At 56.1% G+C, this 21722-nt stretch carries 14 protein-coding genes; 10 read left to right on the top strand and 4 right to left on the bottom strand.

All coding sequences use genetic code 11. The features are described from left to right. Positions 1-3: 3 nt before the first annotated feature. Positions 4-999: a family 8 glycosyl hydrolase gene (locus M8Q36_RS04900; protein ID WP_249880185.1), complete on the top strand. Its 996-nt coding sequence runs from the start codon at positions 4-6 to the stop codon at positions 997-999. Positions 1000-1038: 39 nt separating this feature from the next. Here the strand turns inward: M8Q36_RS04900 and bcsG are convergent, their stop codons facing one another. From bcsG to bcsE, 3 genes are read right to left on the bottom strand one after another with little or no spacing between them, the layout of a single operon-like run. Beyond that, the gene (bcsG, locus tag M8Q36_RS04895; RefSeq protein WP_249880184.1) at positions 1039-2718 is read right to left on the bottom strand and encodes a cellulose biosynthesis protein BcsG; all 1680 of its coding nucleotides are present in this window, start codon (positions 2716-2718) and stop codon (positions 1039-1041) included. Further along, positions 2711-2908, bottom strand: coding sequence for a cellulose biosynthesis protein BcsF (gene bcsF / locus M8Q36_RS04890; RefSeq protein ID WP_017458256.1), 198 nt, complete (start codon positions 2906-2908; stop codon positions 2711-2713). The genes bcsG and bcsF overlap by 8 nt, the downstream gene beginning before the upstream one ends. Further along, positions 2905-4464: a cellulose biosynthesis c-di-GMP-binding protein BcsE gene (gene bcsE, locus M8Q36_RS04885; RefSeq protein ID WP_249880183.1), complete on the bottom strand. Its 1560-nt coding sequence runs from the start codon at positions 4462-4464 to the stop codon at positions 2905-2907. The genes bcsF and bcsE overlap by 4 nt, the downstream gene beginning before the upstream one ends. 172 nt (positions 4465-4636) lie before the next feature. Between bcsE and bcsR the strand changes: the two genes are divergently transcribed. The 9 genes from bcsR (at position 4637) to M8Q36_RS04840 (ending at position 20582) form a co-directional block, all read left to right on the top strand. Further along, the gene (gene bcsR / locus M8Q36_RS04880; protein WP_017458258.1) at positions 4637-4825 is read left to right on the top strand and encodes a cellulose biosynthesis protein BcsR; all 189 of its coding nucleotides are present in this window, start codon (positions 4637-4639) and stop codon (positions 4823-4825) included. 12 nt (positions 4826-4837) lie between these two features. After that, a complete protein-coding gene (bcsQ, locus tag M8Q36_RS04875; protein ID WP_249880182.1) occupies positions 4838-5602 on the top strand; it encodes a cellulose biosynthesis protein BcsQ in 765 nt (254 codons plus the stop codon). Beyond that, a complete protein-coding gene (bcsA, locus tag M8Q36_RS04870; RefSeq protein WP_249880181.1) occupies positions 5599-8202 on the top strand; it encodes a UDP-forming cellulose synthase catalytic subunit in 2604 nt (867 codons plus the stop codon). Before bcsQ ends, bcsA begins: the two co-directional genes overlap by 4 nt. Before the next feature lie 25 nt (positions 8203-8227). Continuing rightward, on the top strand, positions 8228-10612 hold the full coding sequence (gene bcsB / locus M8Q36_RS04865) for a cellulose biosynthesis cyclic di-GMP-binding regulatory protein BcsB (RefSeq protein WP_249880180.1): 2385 nt from the start codon (positions 8228-8230) through the stop codon (positions 10610-10612). Between the two features lie 5 nt (positions 10613-10617). Next, the gene (gene bcsZ, locus M8Q36_RS04860) at positions 10618-11724 is read left to right on the top strand and encodes a cellulose synthase complex periplasmic endoglucanase BcsZ (protein ID WP_249880179.1); all 1107 of its coding nucleotides are present in this window, start codon (positions 10618-10620) and stop codon (positions 11722-11724) included. Further along, positions 11706-15194 (top strand): cellulose synthase complex outer membrane protein BcsC, encoded by a 3489-nt coding sequence (gene bcsC, locus M8Q36_RS04855; protein ID WP_249880178.1) that lies wholly within the window; start codon positions 11706-11708, stop codon positions 15192-15194. Before bcsZ ends, bcsC begins: the two co-directional genes overlap by 19 nt. A 220-nt stretch (positions 15195-15414) precedes the next feature. Beyond that, a complete protein-coding gene (gene hmsP / locus M8Q36_RS04850) occupies positions 15415-17421 on the top strand; it encodes a biofilm formation regulator HmsP (protein ID WP_249880177.1) in 2007 nt (668 codons plus the stop codon). Between the two features lie 157 nt (positions 17422-17578). Then, positions 17579-18865: a dicarboxylate/amino acid:cation symporter gene (locus M8Q36_RS04845; RefSeq protein ID WP_017458265.1), complete on the top strand. Its 1287-nt coding sequence runs from the start codon at positions 17579-17581 to the stop codon at positions 18863-18865. Between the two features lie 217 nt (positions 18866-19082). Continuing rightward, complete coding sequence (locus M8Q36_RS04840; RefSeq protein ID WP_249880176.1) at positions 19083-20582, top strand: M16 family metallopeptidase; 1500 nt, start codon at positions 19083-19085, stop codon at positions 20580-20582. Between the two features lie 41 nt (positions 20583-20623). On the opposite strand, the gene kdgK is transcribed toward M8Q36_RS04840, so the two are convergent. Then, entirely contained in the window at positions 20624-21553 is a 930-nt protein-coding gene (gene kdgK, locus M8Q36_RS04835) for a 2-dehydro-3-deoxygluconokinase (RefSeq protein ID WP_249880175.1), read from the bottom strand. Between the last annotated feature and the right edge of the window lie 169 nt (positions 21554-21722).

Here is a 21722-nt window from a genome sequence, read left to right as displayed (position 1 = left end):
CCCATGTTGAAGCGCGTTTTCACCGCAATGGTGGTGATGGTGAGTCTGCTATTTGCATCCGTTTCCCAGGCCGCTGGCGCCTGGGAGAGTTATAAAGCGCGGTTTTTGATGCCGGATGGTCGCATTGTCGATACCGGCAACAAAAACGTCTCCCACACCGAAGGCCAGGGTTTCGCCATGCTGATGGCGGTCGCCAACAATGATAAAGCGGCCTTTGACAGCATGTGGAACTGGACCAATAAAACGCTGAAGAACAAAGCCAATGGCCTGTTTTACTGGCGTTATAACCCGGTGGAAGCCGATCCCATCGCCGATAAAAACGACGCTACCGATGGCGATGTGCTGATCGCCTGGGCGCTGCTGAAAGCCGGGGAGCGCTGGAATAACGCCGCGTACCTTGCCGCGTCCGATGCGATAACCCAGGCGGTGCTCAAACATGCGGTTATCAGCTTTGCGGGTTACCGCGTGATGTTGCCGGGTGCCAATGGTTTTAACCTCAACACCTATGTAAACCTGAATCCGTCCTACTTTATTTTTCCGGCGTGGCAGGCTTTCGCTGAGCGCAGCCATCAGGTGGTGTGGCGCGATTTGATCAAAGACGGGCAAACGCTGCTTGGCAACATGACGTTTGGCAAAGCGCGCTTACCAACGGACTGGGTTTCACTTTCGGCGGACGGCAAACTGAACCCGGCGAAAGCGTGGCCGCCGCGCATGAGCTACGACGCGATCCGTATTCCGCTGTATGTGAGCTGGCAGGATCCGCACAGCGCGCTGTTAACGCCGTGGCGCAACTGGTGGCAGGGTTTTAGCCGCAGCCAGACTCCCGCATGGGTGGATGTGGCGACCAACGATAACGCGCCGTACAACATGAATGACGGTTTACTGGCGGTGCGGGATTTAACGTTGGGTGTAACGCCTGCACAACCGCAGATCACCGCGCAGGATGATTACTACTCCGCCAGCCTGAAAATGCTGGTCTGGCTGGCGCAGCAGCGCTAAATCGATAACCTCTCCCCGCCAGGGGAGAGGTGTGCACGATCACTGCGGGTAGGGCACCCAGTCACCGCCGTTCAGGCGAACATACGGCTTATTCTGGTACTGCAACACAATCGCGTTGGCGTTTTCGGACACTGGCGCGGTTTGCGGCAGATTACTGGTCAGTTGCTGCCAGTTGACGTTGTCCTCGGTAAAGATTTTGCCATCCAGCACGCGGGTAACAATCTCGGAGATAGCGAGGAAACTGCTCGGCTGCGTAATGGTTATCGGCGCGCCCTGATGCGGTGATTTCATACCAAAGAATTTAATCGCCGTCGGCACGTTGGTAATCGACGGGCTTGGGATATCGCGCAGGCCGGAAACCTGCATTTTATCGCCCTGTAGCGCCGCGCCGTGTTCCGGCACCAGCACCACCATCACTTTGCGCCCGGATTTATCCAGTTGCGTGAAGAACGCATCCAGCTCATCAAACAACTTTTGCGCGCGCAGTTTGTAATCGGCGGTTTTGCGATTGCCCGGATAGTGGTTGCCATCGTGTAGCGGCAGCAGGTTGTAGAAGGTTGCGGTGCGCTGGCCCTGTTTAAAGCTGTCGGACTCCATCCAGCGGTTCAGTACTGCCGTGTCGTCATAAATCGGCGAGCCGTCAAACGAGAGCAGCACCGGCGGCAGCCCCGCCTGGTTCATCAGCGGCGCTTGCATACCGCCGTTGTCGCGCACTTCTTTGAGGAAACCGCCGAACTCACCGTTGTGGTCCATCATCAACTGCTGGCTGAAACCGAGTTTCGACAGGTTATCAAACAGGTAGCACTGCGTGTTGGCCTGCTGGTAGAGGTTTTTATGCGACGGCTGGCCGCAGCTGGCGCGCAGCAGGCGAATCGCCGCCGGGCCGCTGTAGGCGGTCGCCGAGTTGAAGTTTTTGAACTCAATATCAAAGTGCGACCACAGCGGGTGCGAGGCCAGACCGGCCGCTTCAATATCAGCCCATGAGAGGGAACAGATGTTAATGAACAGCAGATCGAACGGTTGGGCGTCTGCCGGAAGCTGCGCCGGGAAGGTACTCTGGCGCTTCTCCTCGGCGGCGTAGAAACTTGCCAGCCACGCGTTCAGATTCTCTGAAGTTGGCGGCGCGGTTTGCGCGGGAATATCGCCGACCACCGGCGTATCGCCCGCCGCTGCGACCGTTGCCGCTGCCGAACCGCCAGTGGTGGTGACGGTCGTGGTCGGTTGGCCGGCGGGCCACAGAGTAAACGCCGGCCCGGTCAACGTCAGCACGTTTAACCAGATCATAATCGCGACGACAAAAACGGTGACGCGGATCCACTGCGACAAGAACAGCCAGGCAATCAGCATCACGAAAATCGCGCCAATCATCTGCCAGTTGATAAAACGCGTCACCAGATCCCATAGGTAATCGGCGCTGAAGCCCGCGACCTGCGAGCCCTGGCTCATCATGCTTTCAAGACCCGGCAGCCAGGTGTCGTGCCAGAACAGACCGAAACCGATGGGAATGGCAACCCAGTGGCGTAAGCGATGCAGGCGGACACGCGGCAGCGGCATCAGCAGAAAAGCCATAAACACCAGATTCAGCAGCGGGTGAAAGTTAAGGTAGCCCGCCCACAACAGACCGAATTTCACCAGAAAATAGAAATTCCAGCCGGAAAGGCCGCGCCAGTATTGCCACAATGGCGAAGGCGTTGAAGTGGTCATAGTATGATTAGTCATGTTTTCGGTCTGCCTTGACGAACGATTCCCGGCGCAGCACGCCTGCCGGTTTTACATAGCGTGGTTTGGTAAACAGTATGCGCAGCGCGCTGCGGATAGGGCGTATCCAGTGGCGTGTAAGGTAACCCAGCGGGAAAAAGATCAGGGCGCAAAGCACTACAAGCTGAATAATATCGCTGACTGACATCATGATGTGTGCTCCGTGGCCTTACTGAATAACCGCAACGGTTCCGGGATCCGACGCCAGCTTGTGCCATCGTGCTCAGCGTTAATGATTTTCTTCTCTGTGGCGGTGACGGGCAGCGGTTTCGCCCATTTATCCGGTGACAGCGTGCGCATTTGCACCAGCTCTGCGGCAATCTGGTTATCTTCAAACCACACCACGCGATTAGAAAAAATATCTGCCGTGGGCAGCGGGAAAATGTGGTTCAGCGCCGTGTCGAGATCGTTAACCCGGCAGAACGACAAAAACAGCACCAGACGATTATCGCTAAGGCTGACAATATCGCCCACGCGGTTTGGGCGGCACAGCGTTAACGCTTGTTCAACGCGGATGCCTGGCACCGGGCGCAGCGCGACCAGCACTCCTTTGCCATCGGCGGGCAACAGCGGGTTATTAACCATATTCCCGACGGCGTCGCAGAACACGTTCCACGGCTGAAAGCCACGCAGTTTTAGTGGCTGAGTCATGGACAGTAATGTGGTGATATCTTCCGGCACCAGACGGTTAAATTGCTGGCCCTGCACGCTTTCAATCAGCGTCAGACAACGGGAAAGAGGGGCGTTCCACGGGATCACCATATTGGCGCCACAGCCGAGCAATAAGCGTTCGTCGGTAGCACGCAGGCTGGCCTGGGTTTCACGGACAATAATTTTCAGCCCGCTGCCGCGCTGGCGGCGCAGCGTGTGCACCTGGCGTGCGATGTTGTCGATTTGATTGTTCCGCGCAAGGGCGAAAATCAACGTCGCCGCCTGGCTGGAGCGCGCTTCTTCAAATAACGCTTCGTTGGTATCAAATAAGGTCCAGTGTTCCGACAGCGGCGGTGCGCCTTCCAGCACGGCGACATTACTTAATATGCGTTTCTCATCGCTGCGGGGTTGCACCGACGTTTCTTCTTGCTGCGCGAGCTGCCAGCGACCTTGATGATGATTAAGGACTAATTGCTGGCGCGCGCTAATGCCCTTTTCATTGCACCACCAGGCAACATCATAAAGATACATATCGTTTCGGTAGCGTAAACTCGCCAGTCCAAACAACGAACGGTATTCACTCATTAAAATGGATGATTGTTTGTCGTTATTACTGCCAGGATTAATAACCAGTAAGGAGCATTTATGATATTTCGCCCAGGCATGAGTTCTTTCTAACCACTGTTGTAAATCAGGCGCCGATATATTCTGCCAGGCATTATTTGCGCACAGCAGAATCAGTAAATAATTTTCAGGTTCAAATGAGCAAAGCAAATCACGGGTCAAAAAGTATAGACCATCTTTCTGATTTGGCATTGTGAAAATTCTGATTTTATCTGGACCCTGCTCTTTATCTAACTCAATGATTTTCCTAAGGTCATGACCCATACCGATTGCCGCTACCAGCGCGTCTTTATCCTGGGCCGCGAGCGTTTGATTTATCAGGCTTATTGCATCTTTTTCACGATCGGTATTTACCCACCAAACGCCGCCCGCAGGCATATGACGCAATTCGTCCCATAACGACTCAATGCCGATAGAAAATATGGGCTCCACGATGTCCCTCTTGATGCAAAATTGTCTGTATCTCAGTTTACTAGCGAAAGCCGAGAAATAAACCTAACATTGAAATTAAAGAACATCAGATTTAGCATGTAAACGAATTTTCTCGGGTGCGATGCCCTGCTACTTCTGTACATGTATTTCTTTTCAAAGGGATCGGGCCAGAATGCATAACAATGAACCTAAAACGCAGTCAGACCCTACTCTGGGCTATACATTCCAAAATGATTTTCTGGCGTTAAGTAAGGCATTTTCATTGCCTGAAATTGATTACGCCGATATTTCCCAGCGAGAACAGTTGGCAGCGGCATTTAAGCGCTGGCCGCTGCTGGCAGAATTAGCCCGTCAACAATAAGGGATAACCAGGATGGCCATCTTGGGATTACAGGGGATTCGCGGTGGTGTGGGTACAACATCGATCACTGCGGCTCTGGCCTGGTCATTACAAATTTTAGGCGAATCGGTGCTGGTGATTGATGCCTGTCCTGATAACCTTTTACGCCTGTCATTTAATGTCGACTTTGAGCATCACCACGGCTGGGCGCGCGCGGTTCTGGATGGGCAAGACTGGCGCGATGCCGGAATGCGCTATACCTCGCAGCTCGATCTCTTGCCTTTTGGCCGTCTGGCGGAAAATGAGTGGGAAAACCTCCATTTATTGCATGAACCGCTTAGCCAACTCACCACCATTTTGCAGGCGCTGAAAACGCAGCAAAGTTATCAGTGGGTATTAATCGATCTCCCGCACGGCGCTTCACCGCTGACGCGCCAGTTTGTGGCGCAGTGCGACCATCTGTTTACGGTGGTAAAACCCGACACCAACTGCCATATCCGTTTGCATCAGCAACTTTTGCCTGCGGGCGCGCATATTCTGCTTAACGATCTGCGCATCGGCAGCCAGTTGCAGGACGATCTCTGGCAGGTGTGGCTGCAAAGCCAGCGGCAGATCCTCCCGACCCTTATCCACCGCGATGAAGCGATGGCGGAATCGCAGGCATCGAAACAGCCATTGGGCGAATACCGGGCGGATTCGCTGGCGGCAGAAGAGATATTAACGCTGGCGAACTGGTGCCTGCTGCACTGTGCGCAGCCGCAAGAAGTAAGCTGTGAGCAGGAAGGGAGCCCGCAATGAGCCGCCTTTCTGCCTGGTTGCTGATCCCGCCGGTGAGCGCGCGGTTAAGCGAGCGCTACCAGCGTTACCGTGAACACGGCGCCTCCGGGTTTAGCGCAGCCTCTGGCTGTTTATGGGCGATCCTCGCATGGATGTTTATTCCGCTGGAACACCCGCGCTGGCAGCAGCTGCGTGCGCAGCAGCATTTGTGGTTCCCGCATATTGATCCTGATAAACCGCGACCGCTTGATCCGGCGCGTTATCTGCTGCAAACCTTGTGGTTGCTGGTCATGCTGCCCTGGGGGGACAGAAAATCGCCTCGTCGCCAGCGTTTCGCCCGGGCGCGCGTGCTGCGCGGGCGCTGGTATCACTGGCTGGATACGCTGCCGGAGCGCGTAACGCATCGCACCGGTCATCTGGATGATAAAAAAGAGCTGGCGCATATCAGCCCGCGTACGCGCCGCTTTATTCTCGGCATCATTGTGGTGTTCTCGCTGATCCTCGCCATTCTGTGCATTACGCAGCCGTTTAACCCGCTTTCGCAGTTTGTTTTCCTGATGCTGTTGTGGGGCGTGGCGCTGCTGGTACGCCGAATTCCGGGGCGTTTCTCCGCCCTGATGTTGATCGTGCTCTCGCTCACCGTTTCCTGCCGCTATATCTGGTGGCGCTACACCTCGACGCTGAACTGGGACGATCCGGTGAGTCTGGTGTGCGGCCTGGTGCTGCTATTTGCGGAAACCTACGCGTGGATTGTGCTGGTGCTTGGCTATTTCCAGGTGGTATGGCCGCTTAATCGCCAGCCGGTGCCGCTGCCGAAAGATATGTCGTTATGGCCTTCTGTCGATATTTTTGTACCGACCTATAACGAAGATTTGAATGTGGTAAAAAACACCATTTATGCCTCGTTGGGCATCGACTGGCCGAAAGACAAGCTGAAGATTTGGATCCTTGATGATGGCGGGCGCGAAGAGTTCCGCCAATTCGCCAAAAGCGTCGGCGTCGAGTACATCGCGCGAACCACGCATGAGCACGCAAAAGCGGGCAACATCAATAACGCGCTTAAATACGCGAAAGGCGAGTTCGTGTCGATTTTTGACTGCGACCACGTGCCGACACGCTCGTTCCTGCAAATGACCATGGGCTGGTTCTTAAAAGAGAAAAAGCTGGCGATGATGCAGACGCCGCACCACTTTTTCTCCCCGGATCCGTTTGAACGCAACCTGGGGCGTTTTCGTAAAACCCCGAATGAAGGCACGCTATTCTACGGGCTGGTGCAGGATGGCAACGATATGTGGGACGCCACCTTTTTCTGCGGTTCTTGTGCGGTGATCCGCCGTGGGCCGCTGGATCAGATTGGCGGTATCGCCGTTGAAACCGTCACCGAAGATGCGCACACCTCGCTGCGTTTACACCGTCTTGGGCATACGTCGGCGTATATGCGCATCCCGCAGGCGGCAGGGCTGGCGACAGAGAGCCTGTCTGCGCACATTGGCCAGCGTATTCGCTGGGCGCGCGGCATGGTGCAGATTTTCCGCCTCGACAACCCGCTGATGGGCAAAGGGCTCAAACTGGCGCAGCGTTTGTGTTACGTCAACGCGATGTTCCATTTCTTATCGGGCATACCGCGGCTCATCTTCCTGACCGCACCACTGGCGTTCTTGCTGCTGCATGCCTACATCATTTACGCGCCAGCGCTGATGATTGCGCTGTTCGTGCTGCCGCACATGATTCACGCCAGCCTGACTAACTCGAAGATTCAGGGCAAATATCGTCACTCTTTCTGGAGCGAGATCTACGAAACCGTGCTGGCATGGTATATCGCGCCACCGACGCTGGTGGCGCTGTTCAACCCGCACAAAGGGAAGTTTAACGTCACCGCCAAAGGCGGCCTGGTGGAAGAAGAGTATGTGGACTGGGTGATTTCACGTCCTTACATCTACCTTGTGCTGCTCAACCTGGTCGGCGTACTGGTGGGGATTTGGCGTTATTTCTACGGCCCGGAAAACGAAATACTCACCGTCTTCGTCAGTATCGCGTGGGTGTTCTACAACATGATTATCCTTGGCGGTGCGGTCGCGGTCTCTGTAGAGAGTAAACAGGTTCGTCGCTCACATCGCGTTGAAATGTCGATGCCTGCGGTGATTGCCCGCGAAGATGGGCATCTTTTCTCCTGTACCGTGCATGATTTCTCCGACGGCGGGCTTGGCATCAAAATTAACGGCCAGGCGCAGGTGCTCGAAGGGCAAAAAGTGAATTTGCTGCTCAAACGCGGCCAGCAGGAGTATGCGTTCCCCACCACCGTGGCGCGTGTTCACGGCAATGAAGTGGGCCTGCAATTGATGCCGTTGACGACCAAACAGCATATCGATTTTGTGCAATGTACTTTTGCCCGCGCCGACACATGGGCGCTGTGGCAGGACAGCTTCCCGGAAGACAAGCCTCTGGAAAGTCTGATGGATATTTTGAAACTGGGTTTCCGCGGCTATCGCCATCTCGCGGAATTTGCTCCGCCGTCTGTCAAAGTGATTTTCCGCTCATTCACCATGCTGGTGTCCTGGGTGGTGTCATTTATTCCGCGCCGTCCGGAACGGAATGTAGCGGTGCAGCAACCGATGACGTGACTGGCTCAACAATGATGAAAACGCGATGAAAAGAAAACTTTCCTGGATTTGTGCAGTGGCTATGGGGACGAGTGTTTTATCTCCGGTGATGACGTATGCAGCGCCAGCCCCGACGGTTCCGGCTGTTGCGCCCGCCACTGAGCCGGTGGCAACGCCTGCGCCGGGACAAACGGAATCATTGACGCCAACCACGCCGACAGACGGCCAGAACGTTGTCGGACAGGTGATGCCGGGCGTACCGGGGGCAAGTGCGCCGGTGGTCGACGCCAACGCGCCGTCGCGCGATGTGAAACTGACATTCGCCCAAATCGCGCCGCCGCCGGGCAGCATGGTGCTGCGCGGTATCAACCCGGACGGCGGCGTTGAATTTGGTATGCGCAGCGATGAGCTGGTTTCGAAAGCGGTGCTCAACCTTGAGTACACGCCATCACCCTCTCTGCTGCCCGTACAATCTCAGTTGAAGGTCTATCTGAATGATGAACTGATGGGCGTCTTGCCGGTCACCAAAGAGCAACTCGGCAAAAAAACGCTGGCGCAGGTGCCGATCAACCCGCTGTTTATCACCGACTTTAACCGTGTGCGGCTGGAATTCGTCGGCCACTATCGTGATGTGTGCGAAAACCCGGCCAGCAGCACGTTGTGGCTGGATATTGGTCGCAGCAGCTCGCTGGATTTGACTTACCAGAAGCTGGCGGTGCAAAACGATCTCTCCCACTTCCCGATCCCGTTCTTCGACCCGCGTGACAACCGGGCGCTGACGCTGCCGATGGTTTTCGCCGGCGCACCGGACATTGAACAACAGCAGGCCGCTGCGGTTATTGCCTCCTGGTTTGGCTCCCGCACCGGCTGGCGTGGGCAGAGCTTCCCGGTCACTTACAACGCGTTGCCGGACCGCAACGCGATCGTCTTCGCCACCAATGACAAACGTCCTGATTTCCTGCGTGATGCGCCGGCGGTGAAAGGGCCGACCATCAGCATGATCAACCACCCGAATAACCCGTACGTGAAGCTGCTGGTAGTGTCTGGTCGGGATGACAAAGATCTGATGCAGGCGGCGAAAGGTATTGCTCAGGGTAACGTGCTGTTCCGTGGCGATAGCGTTACGGTGGATGAGGTGAAACCGCTGCTGGCGCGCCAGCCTTACGATGCGCCGAACTGGATACGTACCGACCGCCCGGTTACCTTTGGCGAACTGAAAACCTATGAAGAGCAGTTGCAGTCGACCGGGCTGGAACCCTCGGCGATTAACGTGTCGCTGAACCTGCCGCCGGATCTCTATTTGCTGCGCAGTACCGGTATCGATATGAACCTGAATTATCGTTACACCGCGCCGCCGACCAAAGACAGCTCGCGCATGGATATCAGCCTCAACAACCAGTTCCTGCAATATTTCAACCTGACCAGCAACCAGGACACCAACCGTTTGCTGCTGCATCTCCCGGTGTTGCAAGGGCTGCTGGACAGCAAAACGGATGTCTCTATTCCGGCGCTGAAGCTGGGCGCGGTGAACCAGTTGCGCTTTGATTTCCAGTATATGAACCCGATGCCGGGCGGCACTATTGAGAACTGCGTGACCTTCCAGCAGGTGCCAAACCGCGTGGTGATTGGCGACGACTCCACCATCGATTTCTCGAAGTATTACCACTTTATTGCGATGCCGGACTTACGCGCCTTCGCCAATGCGGGCTTCCCGTTTAGCCGGATGGCCGATTTGTCGCAAACTATCGTCGTCACGCCGCCGCAGCCCACGCCTGCGCAGATGGGTACACTGCTCGATTCGCTGGGTGCGGTGGGCGCACAAACTGGTTTCCCGGCAATCAATGTGCAGCTGACTAACGATGGTAATCAAATCAAGGATAAAGACGCCGACATCATGATTATCGGTACCATTCCACCAGCGTTAAAAGACGATAAGAAAATCGATCTGCTGGTGAATGCGGCGCAAAGCTGGGTGAAAACGCCGCTGCGCCAGACGCCGTTCCCGTCGATTGTGCCGGATGCCGCCGACCGTCAGGCCGATGCGCAAACCGGGATCACGTCCGATGGCCCGATGGCGGCGATTGTCGGCTTCCAGTCGCCGTATCACGATCAGCGCAGTGTGGTCGCGCTGCTGGCAGACAGCCCGCGCGGGTATGAATTGCTTAACGGCGCGATGAATGACAGCGGCAAGCGCGCGGCGATTTATGGTTCGGTGACCGTGATTCGTGAATCTGGCGTAAGTGGCCTGCGCGTCGGCGATATTTACTATGTCGGCCACTTGCCGTGGTTTGAGCGCATCTGGTACGCGCTGGCTAACCATCCGGTGCTGCTGGCGGTGCTGGCGGCAATCAGCGTGGTGTTGCTGGCGTGGGTGCTGTGGCGTCTGCTGCGGATCATTAGCCGTCGCCGTCTCGACCCGGATCACGAGTAACGAAAATGAGAACGCGACGTTGGTGGGTGATAGTGGCGTTGATGCTGGCGGCGGTAAATGTGCGCGCCGCCTGCACCTGGCCTGCCTGGGATCACTTCAAACAAGCCTATATCAGCGACGGTGGCCGGGTGGTTGATCCCAGCGATCAACGCAAGATAACCACCTCGGAAGGGCAGAGTTATGCGCTGTTCTTCGCGCTGGCGGCTAACGATCGCGACACCTTCGCCAGGGTGCTGCAATGGACGCAAAACAACCTGGCGCAGGGCTCGCTCAGTACCCATCTTCCCGCCTGGCTGTGGGGCAAAAAAGAGGACGATAGCTGGGCGGTGCTCGACACCAATTCGGCATCTGACTCCGATCTGTGGATTGCCTGGTCGCTACTGGAAGCGGGGCGTTTATGGAAAAACGACGAGTACAGCCAGACGGGTAAGTCGCTGTTAGCCCTCGTCGCCAAAGAAGAAGTGGTGACGGTGCCAGGGCTGGGCTCGATGCTGCTGCCGGGCAAAATCGGCTTTGCCGAACCGACCACCTGGCGTTTTAACCCGAGCTATTTGCCTCCGCAACTGGCGAGCTATTTCAGCCGCTTTGGCGCACCGTGGTCGACGCTGCGCGAAACCAACCTTCGCCTGTTGCTGGAAACCGCGCCGAAAGGCTTTGCACCCGATTGGGTACGTTTTCAGAAAGGGAGCGGCTGGCAGCTTAAGTCCGAAAAGACGCTGGTGAGCAGTTATGATGCCATCCGCGTTTATTTGTGGGTCGGCATGATGCACGACCGGGACACGCAGAAAGCGCGCCTGCTGGAAAAATTCAAACCGATGGCCAGCGTGACCGTGAAAAACGGCCGCGTGCCGGAAAAAGTGGATGTGGCGAGCGGAAAAACTCTTGGAGATGGCCCGGTGGGGTTTGCCGCCGCGCTGTTGCCCTTTTTACAGGATCGCGATGCGCAAGCCGTACAACGGCAATGGGTCGCCGATCATTTCCCCGGCGACGATGCCTACTATAGCTATGTTCTGACCCTGTTTGGCCAGGGGTGGGACCAGCACCGTTTTCGCTTCACCCCTCGCGGTGAGTTACAACCTGACTGGGGCCAGGAATGCGCAACTTCACAGTAAGCTTACTCTGTTTCTCACTCGCCCTTGCGCTGGCTCCCGCCGCGCATGCGGCCGATGCTGGCGCACAGCAGCAACTGCTTGATCAAGTCCGCCTTGGCGAAAGCACCAAGCGTGAGGATCTGGTGCGCCAGTCGCTCTATCGCCTTGAGCTTATCGCGCCGGATGACCCGGAAGTTATCGCCGCGCGCTTACGTTATTTGCTGCGCCAGGGCGATAACGCGGGCGCGCAAAAGCAGCTTGATCGCATGAAACAGCTGGCACCCGATTCCAGCACTTATAAATCGGCGGTGACCACCATGGCGCTCTCCACGCCGGAAGGCCGCCAGGCGCTGCAACAAGCGCGTTTGCAGGCCACTACCGGCCATACGCAGGAAGCGCTTGCGGCCTACGACGCCTTATTCAAAGGTAACCCGCCGCAGGGCGATCTGGCGGTTGAGTACTGGATGCTGGTGGCAAAAGTGCCCGCGCGTCATGCGGAAGCGGTTAAACGTTTGCAGGCGTTAAATGCCGCTAACCCTGGCAACGATCAGCTGCAGGGCGGGCTGGCGCAAATGTTGTTTGCCGACGGGCGCAGCGCGGAAGGGTATGCGGTGCTGGAACAGATGGCGAAAACCAGCAACGGCCGCGCAGCAGCAGCGAGCATCTGGTATCAACAAATTCAGGCGATGCCGACCAGCGATGCCAGCGTAAAAGCCCTTCAGCGTTTTCTGACGCTGTTTAGTTCCGGCGACACGGTAGACAGTGCCCGTACGCTGCTTGCCGCGCAGCAAAAACAGCTGGCCGACCCGGCGTTTCGCGCGAAAGCGACAGGGCTTGCGGCGGTGGATGCCGGGCAGGGCGCGAAAGCGGTGGGTGAGTTGCAGCAAGCGGTCAATGCTAACCGCGCGGACAGCGAAGCGGTCGGGGCACTGGGGCAAGCCTATTCACAAAGCGGCGATCGCGCCCGCGCGGTGGCGCAACTGGAAAAAGCCATCGCCATGGATCCGACCAGCGGCAATCGCAGCAAGTGGGACAGCTTGTTGAAAACTAACCGCTACTGGCTATTGATTCAGCAGGGTGATGCGGCGCTGAAAGCCAACAACGTGCAGCAGGCGGAACGTTATTACCAGCAGGCGCGCAACACGGATAACACTGACAGCTACGCGGTGCTGGGTCTTGGTGATGCCGCCGCAGTGCGCAAAGATAATGCGGCGGCCGAAGGTTTCTATCGCCAGGCGCTGCGCATGGATAGCGGCAACAGCAACGCGGTGCGCGGTCTGGCGAATATTTACCGCGCGCAGTCGCCGGAAAAAGCGGAACAGTTTATTCAGTCGCTCTCTGCCAGCCAGCGGCGCAGCATTGATGATATTGAACGCGGGTTGACGAACGACCGGCTCGCGCAACAGGCAGAAGTGCTGGAAAACAGAGGTGAATGGGCGCAAGCGGCAGAGTTGCAACGTAAGCGGCTGGCGCTCGATCCTGGTAGCGTTTGGATAACCTACCGGCTGGCCAGCGATCTGCGCCAGGCGGGGCAGCGGGGCGAAGCCGATTCGCAGATGAACCGTCTGGTCACGCTCAAACCGCGCGACCCGGAACAGGTCTACGCGTATGGCCTCTACCTTTCCGGCAATAACCAGCCACTGGCGGCGCTGAATCACCTAAATGCGCTGCCGAAAAGCCAGTGGAACAGCAATATTCAGGAGCTGGCCGACAGGCTGCAAGCCAACCAGTTGCTGGACAATGCCAACCGTCTGCGCGATGGCGGTCATGAAGATCAGGCGGTAGCGCTGCTGGCGCAGCAACCGGCGTCTTCACGCATTGATTTAACCCTCGCCGACTGGGCGCAGCAGCGCGGCGACAACGGCGAAGCACAACGTTATTACCAACGTGTTCTGCAAAGAGAACCCGCCAATGAAGAGGCATTGCTTGGCCTTGCGGAGCTGTATGCCGCAGACGGCAATCGCATGGCCGCGCGTGCGGCGCTGGCGAAACTGCCGGCAGCGACGCCCGCCCAGCCGCCATCAATCAACACCCAGCGTCGGCTGGCGCTGGTACAAACCCAGTTGGGCGATACCGCCAGCGCAAAACGGATCTTCACAACCATTGTCCCGCAGGCGAAATCTCAGCCGCCATCAATGGAGAGCGCGCTGGTATTGCGCGATGCAGCGCGCTTTGAGGTACAAACCGGCGAGCCACAGCAGGCACTGGACAGTTATAAAGATGCGATGGTAGCGTCTGGCGTCACGACGACGCGCCCGGTGGATAACGACACCTTTACCCGCCTGACACGCAATGATGAAAAAGATGACTGGCTGAAACGCGGCGTGCGCAGCGATGCTGCCGATCTCTATCGTCAGCAGGATCTGAATGTCACATTGCAGCATGAGTTTTCGGACTCCAGCGGCACGGGCGGTTATTCGGATTTGAAAGCGCATAACACCATGTTGCAGGTGGATGCACCGCTGTCGGACGGGCGGATGTTTTTCCGGACTGACGTGATAAATATGGATGTAGGAACTTTCAGTAAACGCGATGACGGTACTTATAACCCCCGTTTTGGTACCTGTGTCGATGTGCCTTGCGTTGGCGGGAATCGCCACCAGTCTGATAGCGGTGCCAGCGTTGCGGTGGGGTGGCGAAACAATACCTGGTCGATGGATATTGGCACCACGCCGATGGGCTTTAACGTTGTGGATGTGGTAGGCGGGGTCAGTTACAGCAGCGATCTCGGGCCTTTTGGCTATACCGTGGATTTACATCGCCGCCCCATTTCCAGTTCCTTGCTGGCCTTTGGCGGGCAACAAGATCCGAGCAGCAACACCGGTAAAACCTGGGGTGGCGTACGGGTGAACGGCGGCACGCTGAGTCTCAGTTATGACAAGGGCGAAGCGAACGGCGTGTGGGCGAGTCTCGGGGCGGATACGCTGGAAGGCAAAAACGTTGACGACAACTGGCGTGTGCGCTGGATGACCGGTTACTACTACAAGCTCATCAATGAGAACAACCGACGCGTTACCGTGGGCCTGAACAATATGATCTGGCACTACGACAAAGATTTGAGCTATTACACCTTAGGCCATGGCGGTTACTACAGCCCGCAGGAATATCTCTCTTTCTCGGTTCCGGTGTTGTGGCGTGAGCGTACCGAGAACTGGTCCTGGGAACTTGGCGGTACGGTGTCGTGGTCGCACTCCCGCACCAAAACAATGCCGCGCTATCCACTGCTTAGCTTGATTCCTGCGAATTTCCGCACCCTGGCAAGCGAGCAGACCGAATCCGGCGGCAGCAGTAATGGCTATGGTTATACCGCGCGTGCGCTCATTGAACGCCGGGTGACGTCCCACTGGTTTGTCGGTGCGGGTGTCGATATTCAGCAGGCCAAAGATTACACCCCAAGCCACGCGCTGATTTATGTGCGTTATTCCGGTGCGGGCTGGCAGGGCGATATGGATATGCCGCTCCAGCCGCTAGTGCCGCACGCCGACTGGTAAAAAAGGAGTATTCCTGGCGGGAAATAACGGTATAAAGCGATAATCGCACCGTTGTTAACCGCCAGAGATTCAACACGTTATCACCTTCTTTCCCCGCAGTTTTACCCTGATTGAGATTCTGCTTAGCGGTTTATCTCAAGCGACGTGCGATAGAGTATACTCTGGCGGCTAAGTACCCTTTTTTTCTGTTCTGCGCTCATTGTGTCTCTGGAGAGTGATTTTGCGTGTCAGCCGTTCTTTAACCATTAAACAAATGGCCATGGTTGCTGTTGTCTCTATGGTGTTTGTTTTTATTTTCTGCGTCATTTTGCTGTTCCATTTCTTACAGCAGAATCGCTATAACACGGCCACACAACTGGAAAGCATTGCCCGCTCCGTACGCGAACCGCTTTCCGCGGCGATTTTAAAAGCCGATATTCCCGAAGCAGAAGCGATTATCAAACAGATTAAACCGGCGGGCGTTGTCAGCCGCGCGGATGTGGTGCTGCCGAATCAATTTCAGGCCTTGCGCATGAGTTTTATCCCGGAACGTCCGGTTCCGGTGATGATTACCCGGATGTTTGAACTGCCTGTACAGATCTCCTTGCCTATCTATTCGCTGGAGCGCCCGGCAAACCCGCAGCCGCTGGCCTACCTGGTGCTGCAGGCGGATTCATATCGGGTTTACAAGTTCGTCATCAGCACCTTATCAACGTTAGTGACGGCTTACTTACTTTTGACGTTGATGCTCACGGTGGCGCTCACCTGGTGTATCAACCGGCTGGTGGTTCACCCGCTGCGAAAAATTTCACGGGCGCTTAACGATCTTCCGGCGTCGGAGCTGGCCGGGCATCAACTGCCGGTGCCTCGTCTCCATCATGATGATGAAATCGGCATCATGGTGCGCAGTTACAACCGCAACCAGCAGTTGCTGCTGCGTCAGCAAGAAGAGCTGAACACCCAGGCGACGCATTTCCCGGTTTCTGAATTGCCGAATAAAGCCTTCCTGATGGCGCTGCTGGAGCAAACGGTGACCCGGCAAAACCCCACCGCGCTACTGGTTATCACCTGCGAAACACTGCGTGATACCGCCGGTGTGCTGCAGGAGTCTCAGCGCGAGATGTTGCTGCTGACGCTGGTGGAGAAACTGAAATCGATACTGACGCCGAACAGGGTGCTGGCGCAGGTGAGCGCTTATGACTTTGCGATTATCGCTCACGGTGTGAGTGAGCCGTGGCATGCCATGACGCTAGGTAAGCAAGTGCTCACTGTAATTAACGAGCGTGTGCCGCTGCACGGCATCCAACTGCGTCCCAATGCCAATATTGGTGTGGCGATGTTTTACGGCAACCTTTCTGCCGGGCAGCTTTACCACCGGGCCGCTTCCGCTGTCGTCAGCGCGCAGCGCAAAGGGAAAAACCAGATCCAGTTCTTCGAGCCAGAGCAGATGGAACGGGCACAGCAATGGCTGGCGCAGGAGAGCGACATTCTTACCGCACTCGATGAGGGACGTTTCGCGATTTGGTTGCAGCCGCAGGTGGATGCAGCGAGCGGTGAACTGGTGAGCGCGGAAGCGTTGCTGCGTTTGCGCCAACCAGATGGCAGCTGGGCATTACCGGAAGGGCTTATCGAACGTATTGAGTCCTGCGGATTGATGGTCAACGTCGGCTATTGGGTACTGGAAGAGTCCTGCCGTCTGCTGGCGGGTTGGCAATCGCGGGGCATTATGCTGCCGCTCTCGGTGAATCTCTCGGCCTGTCAGTTGACGCATCCCACCATGCTGGCCGATATGCTGGATTTATTGCAGCGTTACCGTATTGCGCCGCAGACGTTGATCCTCGAAGTGACCGAAAGTCGCCACATTGATGATCCCCAGGCCGCAGTGGCGATTTTGCGCCCGCTGCGTGAGGCCGGGGTGCGCATTGCGCTGGATGATTTCGGCATGGGTTATGCCGGGCTGCGCCAGTTGCATCATATGAAGTCGCTGCCGGTGGATGTGCTGAAAATCGACAAAATGTTTGTTGAAGGTTTGCCGGATGAAAACAGCATGGTGGCCGCCATTATCCACCTGGCGCGTAGTCTGGATCTGCGCATCGTCGCTGAGGGGGTGGAGAATGAAGCGCAACGGGCATGGCTGGCTGACGCGGGTGTGGATGTGGCGCAGGGCTTTTTATTTGGCCGCGCGGCGTCTGCCGAGGCGTTTGAACAGCAGTTCTTTGCTGGATCGGATAAGCCTGAAAACACGTAATTTGTTACGGGCTTGTGCGAGTCAGTTCAAAGTTTTTAACATTGTTGTTTCAGATTTGATGTAAGTTTATTTCTGTCATGTTTGACGGGTGTTATTTTTAAACCGCAGGCTAACTGAAAACCCTACAAAGCCTGAGGTTTAATATCAAGGACACCTTATGAAAACCTCCCTGTTTAAAAGTCTCTACTTTCAGGTTCTGACCGCGATTGCCATCGGTATTCTGCTTGGTCATTACTACCCTGAACTCGGGGCGCAGATGAAACCGCTTGGTGATGGCTTCGTGAAGCTCATCAAGATGATCATTGCCCCGGTGATTTTCTGTACTGTTGTTACTGGTATCGCCGGCATGGAAAGCATGAAGGCGGTAGGTCGTACCGGTGCGGTTGCACTGCTTTACTTCGAAATTGTCAGTACGCTGGCGCTTATTATCGGGCTGGTGATCGTTAACGTGGTGCAACCGGGCGCCGGAATGAACGTCGACCCTGCAACACTCGATGCCAAAGCCGTGGCGGTGTATGCCGAGCAGGCGCAACAGCAGGGGATTGTCGCCTTCCTGCTTGATGTCATACCGGCGAGCGTGATTGGCGCTTTCGCCAGCGGCAATATTCTGCAAGTGCTGCTGTTCGCGGTGCTGTTTGGCTTCGCGCTGCATCGCTTAGGCCATAAAGGCCAGCTGATTTTTAACGTTATCGAAAGTTTCTCGCAGGTGATCTTCGGCATCATCAACATGATCATGCGCCTTGCGCCGATTGGCGCATTCGGGGCAATGGCGTTTACCATCGGCAAATATGGTGTCGGTACGCTGGTGCAACTCGGCCAGTTGATTATCTGCTTCTATGCCACCTGTATTCTGTTTGTGGTGGTGGTGCTGGGTACGATTGCCCGTGCGACAGGCTTCAGCATCTTCAAATTTATCCGCTATATCCGCGAAGAGCTGCTGATCGTGCTGGGTACCTCTTCATCTGAATCCGCGCTGCCGCGCATGCTGGAGAAGATGGAGCGCCTGGGCTGCCGTAAATCGGTAGTCGGGTTGGTTATTCCAACCGGTTACTCCTTCAACCTGGATGGCACCTCCATTTACCTGACGATGGCGGCGGTGTTTATCGCCCAGGCAACCAACAGCCATATGGATATTTTCCATCAGATCACGTTGCTGGTCGTGCTGCTGCTGTCATCAAAAGGCGCCGCCGGGGTGACGGGCAGCGGGTTTATTGTGCTGGCAGCCACGCTTTCCGCCGTCGGGCATTTGCCGGTGGCAGGGCTGGCGCTGATTCTGGGCATTGACCGCTTTATGTCCGAAGCGCGCGCGCTGACCAACCTGGTGGGCAACGGCGTCGCGACTATCGTGGTGGCGAAGTGGGTAAAAGAGCTGGATCAAAAACAGCTGGTCGACACGCTGGATAACCGTTCCAGCGCGGCGAAAACCCCCGGAATTTCTTCATAATTTCGTGACTTATGACCGCAGTCCCTTGTCGGGCTGCGGGTACCTGCGCATAATTACCTCCTGGATCCGTCACAATTTACGATGAAATTTCGTGATAATTCACATCGCGATGTGACGTTTTGCATTTCCCGCGGTCTAAAAGCGAAGTGTTTTAACACGCTTTTAGCCCCTTTGCGCGGGCATACTTTTTAACCAGGAATGTTGATTAGGGGTTCACATGCAGGGCACAAAAATTCGACTGTTAACGGGCGGTTTGCTGATGCTGGCAGCTGTCGGTTATGTGCAGGCAGATGCGCTCCAGCCTGACCCGGCCTGGCAACAAGGGACGCTGGCAAATGGTTTTCAGTGGCAAGTTCTGGCCACACCCCAGCGCCCCAGCGATCGCATTGAGATTCGCCTGTCTATTGATACCGGTTCGCTCACCGAAGGCAGCCAACAGAGCGGTTTCAGCCACTTTATTCCCCGCGTTGCGTTGACCCATAGTGGTCGGCTCGAACCTTCCCAGGTGCGCTCGCTGTGGCAACAAGGTATTGACCCGAAGCGCCCGCTGCCGCCGGCGCTGGTCTCCTACGAATACACGCAATATAACCTCAGCATACCGAACAACCGCAGCGACTTGCTGAAAGAGGCGATGGTTTACCTGGCGGATGCCGCCGGGAATCTCACCATCACGCCGGAAACGGTGAATCACGCTCTTGCCAGCAACGATATGGTTGCTACCTGGCCGCCCGACACCAAAGACAGCTGGTGGCGCTACCGCCTGAAAGGTTCGCCGCTGCTGGGGCACGATCCCGCCGGAACGCTGAAAGAGCCGGTCGATGCGGCGCAACTGAAAGGTTTCTACGAAAAATGGTACACGCCGGACGCGATGACGTTGATTGTGGTCGGGAATGTGGATAGCCGCGCTATCGCCGAGCAGATTGGTAAAACCTTCGGCGAGCTGAAAGGGAAACGCCAGACGCCTGCGCCGGTTGCGACGCTGTCGCCGCTGCCGCGCCAGTCGGTTAGCCTGATGAGCGAGGGTGTCACCCAGGATCGTTTGTCGATCATGTGGGACTCCGCCTGGCAACCGATTCGCGAGTCCGCCGCGCTTGAGCGTTACTGGCGTGCGGATTTAGCGCGTGAAGCCCTGTTCTGGCATATCCAGCAGAACCTGAGCAAAAACAACGCCAAAGAGATTGGTCTCGGTTTTGACTGCCGGGTGCTATTCCAGCGGGCGCAATGCGCCATTAACGTTGATTCACCTAATGACAAGCTCAATACCAATGTCGGCGTGATTGCGCGTGAGCTGGCGAAAGTGCGCGAGAAAGGGCTGCCGGAAGAGGAATTTAAAGCGCTTATCGCGCAGAAAAACCTTGAGCTGCAAAAGCTGTTCGCCACCTATGCGCGCGCCAGTACCGATATTCTGATCAGCCAGCGGATGCGTTCTTTGCAAAACCAGGTGGTGGATATTGCGCCGGAGCAGTATCAAAAGCTGCGCCAGAGCTTCCTGAACAACCTGACGCCGCAGATGCTGAACCAGGATCTGCATCAGCAGCTTTCACAGGATATGGCGTTGGTGTTGCTGCAGCCAAAAGGCGAGCCGGAGTTCAACATGAAGGATTTGCAGGCAACGTGGGATGAAGTGATGGCACCGCCAGCGGATAACGCCGCAGCGCCTGCTGCCAGTGGTGACGAAAGCCATTCTGACGTCTCGGACATTCCCCCGCAGCAGTAGCTTAGCCACCCCTCTCCGGTAAAGGAGAGGGGTGAACATCGTTATTGCGGCATGGCATCGCGCGGAATAATCGCGCCGCGATACTGAATGACCGTACTGGCGGTTAAATGTCCGCGTTTTGCCGCTTCTGTTGCATCGCCACCGGTCAGACGTACCGACAGGTAACCCGCGCTGAAGGAATCCCCGGCCGCTGTGGTATCAATCACTTTCTCTTTTGGCAGTTTCACCGCCGGAACTTCCACCAGCGCTTCACCGGCAATCGCCACCAGGCAGGAGTCTGCGCCGCGCTTGATAACCACTTCTTTTACGCCCGCGCGCTGCGTACGTTCGATAACTTCTTCTACCGGTTTCTCGCCCCACAGCAGATCTTCGTCATCCAGTGTCAGGAACGCGATATCCGTGCAAGCCAGCATTTGCTGATAAACCTGACGCGTCTCTTCTTTGCTGGCCCACAGGCGCGGACGGTAGTTGTTATCAAAAATTACTTTGCCGCCATTCGCACGGCATGCCTGCAACAGCGACAACAGTTTGTTACGACTTGTCGGGCTAAGAATGGCAAGGCTGATGCCGCTCAGGTAGAGGTAATCGAAGGTCGCAAGCTGTTCGCAGATAGCCGCAGACTGCTCACTCTCCAGCCAGAATTTGGCGGCTGCTTCGTTACGCCAGTAGTAGAAAGTACGCTCGCCGGTGCTGTCGGTTTCGATGTAATAGAGACCAGGCAGACGGTTTTCCAAACGTTGTGTCAGGCTGGTATCGACATCCTCGCTTTGCCAGGCATCCAGCATCTGCTGGCTGAAATTGTCGGTGCCAAGCGCGGTAACATAGTGCACGGAAAGCGCCGCAGGATTGACCTGGCGGGCGATATAAACGGACGTGTTAAGCGTATCGCCACCAAAGCCACGGTTCACTTCCGTGCCTTTTTGTGACAGTTCAATCATACATTCGCCAATGACGGCAATTTTCCTGGACATAGTCATCAACCTGGATCAGATAAATTAACGGTAGTGTGCGTTGTGGGTGATTCGTGGTCAACTATATTAAAACAACGTTCCAGTATTTTTTTGAGCTAAAACCTGTTCCTGGCAGATTTCCCGTCGGCGGTTTTTAAATTTGCCCGCAGACGGAGCGTAAAGTTATCGA

The sequence above is a fragment of the Kosakonia sp. R1.Fl genome (genome assembly GCF_023516815.1).
Classification (GTDB): Bacteria; Pseudomonadota; Gammaproteobacteria; order Enterobacterales; family Enterobacteriaceae; genus Kosakonia.
The sequence above is the reverse complement of the archived record's forward strand: the minus strand, read 5'-3'. Positions and strand labels throughout refer to the sequence as shown.

Bases quoted from the DNA above. Each gene is read 5' to 3' on its own strand.
- M8Q36_RS04900 (WP_249880185.1), top strand. From the start codon at position 4: ATGTTGAAGCGCGTTTTCACCGCAATGGTGGTGATGGTGAGTCTGCTA.
- bcsG (WP_249880184.1), bottom strand. From the start codon at position 2,718: ATGACTAATCATACTATGACCACTTCAACGCCTTCGCCATTGTGGCAA.
- bcsF (WP_017458256.1), bottom strand. From the start codon at position 2,908: ATGATGTCAGTCAGCGATATTATTCAGCTTGTAGTGCTTTGCGCCCTG.
- bcsR (WP_017458258.1), top strand. From the start codon at position 4,637: ATGCATAACAATGAACCTAAAACGCAGTCAGACCCTACTCTGGGCTAT.
- bcsQ (WP_249880182.1), top strand. From the start codon at position 4,838: ATGGCCATCTTGGGATTACAGGGGATTCGCGGTGGTGTGGGTACAACA.
- bcsA (WP_249880181.1), top strand. From the start codon at position 5,599: ATGAGCCGCCTTTCTGCCTGGTTGCTGATCCCGCCGGTGAGCGCGCGG.
- bcsB (WP_249880180.1), top strand. From the start codon at position 8,228: ATGAAAAGAAAACTTTCCTGGATTTGTGCAGTGGCTATGGGGACGAGT.
- bcsZ (WP_249880179.1), top strand. From the start codon at position 10,618: ATGAGAACGCGACGTTGGTGGGTGATAGTGGCGTTGATGCTGGCGGCG.
- bcsC (WP_249880178.1), top strand. From the start codon at position 11,706: ATGCGCAACTTCACAGTAAGCTTACTCTGTTTCTCACTCGCCCTTGCG.
- M8Q36_RS04845 (WP_017458265.1), top strand. From the start codon at position 17,579: ATGAAAACCTCCCTGTTTAAAAGTCTCTACTTTCAGGTTCTGACCGCG.
- M8Q36_RS04840 (WP_249880176.1), top strand. From the start codon at position 19,083: ATGCAGGGCACAAAAATTCGACTGTTAACGGGCGGTTTGCTGATGCTG.
- kdgK (WP_249880175.1), bottom strand. From the start codon at position 21,553: ATGTCCAGGAAAATTGCCGTCATTGGCGAATGTATGATTGAACTGTCA.